Below are 6,279 nucleotides of genomic sequence, written 5' to 3'. Positions count from 1 at the left end.
TGTTCAGCGTCTTTTAGCCGAGCATGGCATGTGGTTTTACTTTGAGCACAGCGATAGCACGCATACCATGGTGATTGTCGACAGCAATGATGCCATTCCTGAGCTTGTCAGCACACCGCTCAACGCGTCTTATATCGGGCCTATGCTGTTTCAGTCCCATGGTGGTGGTGTGTCCGATAAAGAGCACATTTTCGATTTGGAACAGGTTCACCGCGCCCTAACAGGTTATGTGAGCTATAGCGATTACAACTATCTCACTCCGAGTATACCTCAAGGCCAAGACGCTGAAGACAAGGTCAATTGGGACTTGCAGCGCTACGATTACCCCGGGCGCTACACCTCTCCTGATTTTGGCGCTCAGCGCAGCAGTGAGTGGATGTCAGAATACGCGGTAGATAGCCACCAAATTCATGCCTCAAGCAATATTATGCGTTTGGCCTCAGGCTTAAGTTTTGAGATAAGTGAACATCCGCGCTCCTCAGTCAACCGTGATTACCTAATGCTCTCTGTGATGCATTCTGGTGACAACCCTCGCGTGCATGAAGAAGAAGGCGCCGATGCCCCCACAACCTACCAAAATCAGTTTGTGTGTCTACCTCGTGATGTAACCTATCGCGCGCCGAAAATGGTTGCCCCTGTGGTTGATGGTCCGCAAACGGCGGTCGTCGTTGGGCCTGCGGGCGAAGAAATCTACACCGATGAATTTGGACGAATTAAAGTGCAATTTCACTGGGACCGTTATGGGCAAAGTGACGAGCATAGTTCCTGCTGGCTACGAGTCAGCCAATCGATGGCCGCACCTAACTGGGGCGCCGTGTATCTGCCGCGCATCGGCCATGAGGTGGTGGTGACCTTTTTAGAGGGTGACCCCGATAGACCGCTTGTCACAGGTGCTGTGTATAACGGCTTACATACCCCACCTTATGAGCTGCCAGAGCATAAAACCCGCACCGTTTTTCGTACCCAAAGTCATAAGGCAGACGGTTACAACGAAATGCACTTTGAAGATGAAAATGACCAAGAAGAGGTGCATTTTCGTGCTCAAAAAGACATGAAAACTAAGGTGCTGAATAACCGTTACCGAGATATAGGTAATGATGAAGAGCTCGAAGTAGGTCGAAACCAAGAAAATAACGTCCATGGCGATCGCAAAGAAACCATTCACGGCCATAAAACCTCAGAGACAAAACAAACGTTTATGGAGCGGGTCGAGCAAGATGTCACGGTCACTTACAACGCCAACCAAACCATCAATGTCGGGAAAAACAGAGATTGGTATGTGGATGAACATCGCGTCACCCATATTGGGAAAAACGACACCTTAGAGGTCGGTGAGCGCCAAGGCAGTGTCGCGCTGGCTTCACGCTCAACCAATATTGGCGCCGATGACAGCCTTAGCGTTGGTAATCACCTTCAAGTAGAAGTCAACGGTAATACGTCGGTTCGAGCCGAGGGCAGCACCGCGATTGTGTCTGCGGATGAAATCAAAGTTCAAGTCGGCGCATCAAGCTTGGTGCTCAAAAGCAGTGGCACCATTCACCTTAACGGGACCGCCATCACCATTGACGGGGCAAGTGATGTAAAAGCGACAGGTGGCCGAGTCAAGATCAACCCCGGCGGCGCATCGCACGGTAACGTCAGCGTACACACCCGGCGTCCTAAGGGCCTATCCATTATAAAAAAAGACTTGCCTGTAATGACACCTGCCGCCTACCAAGGCTTGGTTGAAGAAGGCAGCCTTATGCAGGAACTTTGCGATTGCGGGAGTGGCAACACATGTCAAATACACAGTTAACGAGTCAATGGCGCATTCAAAGTGAGAGCGTGCCTCACCTAGTTGAAGGGCAGAATGTGTATGCCATTATCGAGCCACAGCTTTGGCCGGATTGGAAGACCACACTCAGTGCTTATTTAGAACCCCTTGATGTTCAACCCTTGATGGCAGGAACACGATTATCTCATTTGCCTAATGGCCCAGTATTTATTCCTTTAAACAGCTCTCAAGAGGCACTTAAAGCCTGTGTCGAGGGGATGAGCGCCTCACCTTGCGGATGCCTAGTGTGGAGCCCAGACACCATTGCCACGGAGGCGGTCGCCACCTCGTTACGCCAGCGCCTTTTCATGCCCACAGGGAGCAGTGAAACACTATTTCGTTATTACGAACCCAGAGCTTTATTGCCATTAATGGCATCGCTCAGTGACGATGCTCGGCAAGCTCTCTTTCCCTTATTGTCTCGCTTGCAATGGCATGACAGCACATGGATGAGCGTGTCATTAAACGCTCCCATAGCGCCCACACAGCCAATAAAGCCTTGGACACTTTCACAAGAACAACTCAGTACGATGCAGCGCATCGCACAGCAATGGTGATGAACTCATGAGCACTCAACCTTATGTGATTAAACCCGGCGATACCTTGATTGGTATCGGTATCGCGCAAAACGTTAACTTTTCGACCTTATTGCGATTAAACCCACAGTATCAACCCAACCCTGACTTGATTGTGGCGGGTGATACCCTACAGCTTCCTGTACCACAAGAGACCAAACCTGCGCAGCCCGACTTTCCCGTTGAGCCAGTGACGGCCATGTGCGTCAAGAAAAAAGGGCGCCTTGTCATGCCCCCTTTGTGCGCGTCCAAAGACATTGACGACGTGGTGTTTGCTACCGGTGATGGCGGTAATCATTTCTACTGCTTAACCACAGAAGCGGTGGAAAAGCTTGATGAAGAAATTGAGCAAACTCAAACTCTGTTCCAGTGCTATCAAGACGTAGTCAGCAACGCGCCACAAGGAGCACAAGCTTGGGCTGAGATAGAAAAACACGCTGAGCAGCGCCAAGCATTGTGTGAGAAGCTTATCCATGCAGGCGTACTGCCTGCCCCAAAGACCCAAAACCGTGCATCGGCAAGGGCGAAGCAACTTCGCAAAGAAAAGGAAGCAAAAGAGAAAGCGCTTGAAAACCAGCGACTCGCCAATGCGAAAGTCACTGAGATAAAAAACCGCATTGACTACATCGAAGCTTATGGTCATTGGTATGGAACGCAAGACTCAACCGACAAACTCAAAGTCCATTTGACCAATACCGTGGTTCCTAACTTAAAACAAGAACTGACTAAGTGGGAAACCATCGCCAAGCAAGCTCAGCCCCCTGAAACGCCCAATGTTCAGTCTGATAACATAGCTAGGTTAAGCAATACCAGAGAAACCCGTTTGGATGGCATTGTTAATCGCTCTGGGGTGCGTGAGCTCTACTCGATTAATCGCGGTATTTATCTCTACGTCAGAGAGGCCTTTTTCGAGCGTGAGACCAGAATTCGCCACTCATGGATGACCCTATCCAGTACCACCCATACCAATCGCGCGTTTACCCAAGGGGATATGAAAGCCCTAGGTCAAGCCATTGCTCAAGACATTTCTGAAGATACGGTTAAAAAAGCCTTAAACCCTGACCTCAAGGCGAGCCTTGCGAAATGGCAAGCACCGGGCGGAAAAATTGCTGAATGGAAAGCGACCAGCTCACTACTGCGCGATAGCGATGACAACACCATATTTGCGGTCAGTGCCGAAGCGCAGCTTGGCCGTTGGGGAATGCAAGCCGCGGTGGATGCTGAGCTTAACCCGTTTAATAAAGATGAGCACGGCAGAGCGGATGTGCAAGTAGACTTGGGAGTCGGCGCCCAAGCAGCGTTCTCTGTGTTTGAAGCGGCGGTTGCCGCCGAGCTGTTCTTACCCAGTGATGCAGGCTATACCCCTTGCCTAAGCTATAAAGACGCGAATGGTCAGAACGCCACTTACTCATACGGCAGTTTTAGATTTAACGCCAAAGTGAAACTGGGCTGCTTTGTCGGTGTTACGGGGCAAGCAAGAGCAGGTATCAGCAATAAAACTCGTGAAGCCGGCGATGATGTGGGGATTTTGTTTGATCCAAACGTCACTATGGGCAATACCAATGGTCAAGTGGGCTTTAAAGCGGGCATATTTGGTGGCGGGCAGCTAAGCGGTGAATTCTCAGGAGGCGTTCAATGGAAAGAGCCACAAAAAGACACCATCACTAATTTCAGTGCCTTGGCGGAGATAAAACTGGAAGGCAATGTTGCTCTGGGTGGCGGTTATAACGTCGATTTTGTTTTACACTTAAAAGAAGGTCAATTTTTCCTTAAAGTTTCAGCCAAATTGGTTTGGGGGATTGGGGGCGGTGGCGGTTTTTCGATTGCCATAGATGGGCAAGCATTCTGGCAACTGGCTAAAGTGATTTGGCAGGGACTGCAATACATCGACTACCGCCTGCTCAACAATATCGACTCCGACGCTTATGAGTATTTGGTTGATGCTACCTATTTTGCCTTTACTGCGGTCAAAACTATTACTTCACCTGTCAACGCACTTGAGTTAGCGGTTTCTGCTGGTGAAGAAGTTATTAATGATATTAAAAGAAGTAGAAAAAACTTAGTCACGCTAGAGCAAGAGGCTATTGTGTTAGCTGAGCGGGTGTTAGATGACTCGACTCGCAGTGGGGTCCCTTTTAGCCAGCTCCCGCCGGAAGCCATAGGCCGCATGCTTGATACCTTAACCCGTACCTTTATTTTTAATTGGGAAGAAAAGCAGGAACTTGCAATTTGTAAACTGTTACAAGAGAGCACCTACAGCTGGCATAAGTTTGAAGAAATTTTGGCAAGAATGAACCCAACCGGTAGCAAAATGCGCGGTGAAAAGGCGCTATTTGAAAGCATTGAGCGAATCAATGCCATTCTTGATAACAAGCAGCAAGCGATGTTTAATCGCTGGGTGGCGACACTCACTGAAATCAACTTGGCTGATAAGGTAGCGCTCGCGCCATTTGAGGCTTATCAACAAATGGATTTTATTCAAAAGCGGACCCAAATCGAGCAGCAATACGCCTCGTTATATGGCAATACAACCTCTTACCCTTATGTCTAAAACTGTGGCCCTATTGGGCCACGATTAGTTGATAGGCGTTGTGCTTTGCACAGCACAGCGAAAACTGTTTGTCACAGAATATCGTTCCAAAACGGGTTCTTTCCCTACACGTCCAAAAGTCTTTACCCCCCCACCATCTCGCATTACTTTCTTATCGGCATTTTTGGGCCCTTGAGGATTAATTTCAGGTGAATTGAGATAATAGTCTTTTGCGTACCAATCGTTGACCCATTCACGGATTCCATTGCTCATGCCATAAATACCAAGTGGGTTAGCAGGCCAATAGCCAATATATTCCTCGATACTCGTCCCACTGTTTACTTCTGAAGGTAAGACCTCCACATACTTATCAGTAACAGGATCAAAATAGTATCCTTCAGCCAAAGAGCGATAGCCGTCATTAGTGGCATAATAGTAGTGCTGGCCTCGACTTCTTGCGGCGTATTCCCACTGCGCTTCTGTCGGTAAATCAAACGCTAAGCCAGAGATATCACCTAGCCATTGGCAATAGTCCTTAGCTTCTTGCCAAGTTTTGGTATACGCTGACTCACTGTGTTTTAAGTTATACTCAATAGTCTTAAGGTATTGATCATCCGTGCGTTTCATCGGCTTGGTTTTCATCGGGATCATGCTAATAAAATAGGTCATTGCAGGCGGCAATTGATTGATCTGGCGCATCCACTCCATATCCAAAAAGCTGGTCTCATATTTCGATATCGAGTAAGAGTCGAGAGTGACTTTATGTAAATGTTGCGCACCTGATAGGTTGGTAGCAAAGTTAAAGCACTCGGCATCAGGAGACCAATCAAGGCGATTCTCAGTCTTGGTCGGGAAATCACAATCCATTTTAAAATCACCCATATCAAAGCTGCCACCTTCGACAAACACCATATTTTCAATGGCGCGAACCACAGCTTCAGCCGCCTTTTGCTTTTGCTCCTGTGTCGCTTCTGGATAACGCGCATCAATGTTCGACACTATGGTCTCGATTTGCTGCTTAGAAACCGTTTCACTAGAGAGCCGTATACTGGAGCCACTGTTGCAAGCGATTAATAAAGGCAATGTACATGTTAAACCTAACCATCTGTTTTTCATTCGGTATTCCTTTCGTTTGATGCGCATATTTTACGCAAAAACACTCCAAGAAAACAGTTGCAAAAACACTATATGGCTAGTGATAACGATGGGATTATTGTTGGGAAGTATGAACGAATAAATTATTACTGAAGTATTTTATCTGCCGAATAGTGAGGCGTTTCATGATCGAAAGTGATGATTGTAAAAGTTTTGTCGGATAGGCGACACCTGTTACCAGATGCCGCCCTCCTAAGAACCGTACG

Annotated in this window: 4 protein-coding genes; 3 read left to right on the top strand and 1 reads right to left on the bottom strand. The window is 47.9% G+C overall.

Features of this window, described 5'->3' with window-relative positions; translation table 11 throughout:
• From tssI to AAFM34_RS20085, 3 genes are all read left to right on the top strand, one after another.
• Positions 1–1,795 (top strand): type VI secretion system tip protein TssI/VgrG (gene tssI / locus AAFM34_RS20095; RefSeq protein ID WP_341665917.1); only part of this gene is annotated, 1,795 nt, incomplete at its 5' end.
• Positions 1,777–2,370, top strand: a complete 594-nt coding sequence (locus AAFM34_RS20090) for a DUF4123 domain-containing protein (RefSeq protein WP_341665915.1) — start codon at positions 1,777–1,779, stop codon at positions 2,368–2,370. The genes tssI and AAFM34_RS20090, both read left to right, overlap by 19 nt.
• Before the next feature lie 7 nt (positions 2,371–2,377).
• Positions 2,378–4,939, top strand: coding sequence for a LysM peptidoglycan-binding domain-containing protein (locus AAFM34_RS20085; RefSeq protein WP_341665913.1), 2,562 nt, complete (start codon positions 2,378–2,380; stop codon positions 4,937–4,939).
• Between the two features lie 24 nt (positions 4,940–4,963).
• On the opposite strand, the gene AAFM34_RS20080 is transcribed toward AAFM34_RS20085, so the two are convergent.
• Positions 4,964–6,034, bottom strand: coding sequence for an SUMF1/EgtB/PvdO family nonheme iron enzyme (locus AAFM34_RS20080; RefSeq protein WP_341665911.1), 1,071 nt, complete (start codon positions 6,032–6,034; stop codon positions 4,964–4,966).
• Positions 6,035–6,279: the final 245 nt, after the last annotated feature.

This window comes from Vibrio sp. (genome assembly GCF_038138445.1).
Taxonomy (GTDB): Bacteria; Pseudomonadota; Gammaproteobacteria; order Enterobacterales; family Vibrionaceae; genus Vibrio.
The sequence above is the reverse complement of the archived record's forward strand: the minus strand, read 5'-3'. Positions and strand labels throughout refer to the sequence as shown.

Bases quoted from the DNA above. Each gene is read 5' to 3' on its own strand.
- AAFM34_RS20090 (WP_341665915.1), top strand. From the start codon at position 1,777: ATGTCAAATACACAGTTAACGAGTCAATGGCGCATTCAAAGTGAGAGC.
- AAFM34_RS20085 (WP_341665913.1), top strand. From the start codon at position 2,378: ATGAGCACTCAACCTTATGTGATTAAACCCGGCGATACCTTGATTGGT.
- AAFM34_RS20080 (WP_341665911.1), bottom strand. From the start codon at position 6,034: ATGAAAAACAGATGGTTAGGTTTAACATGTACATTGCCTTTATTAATC.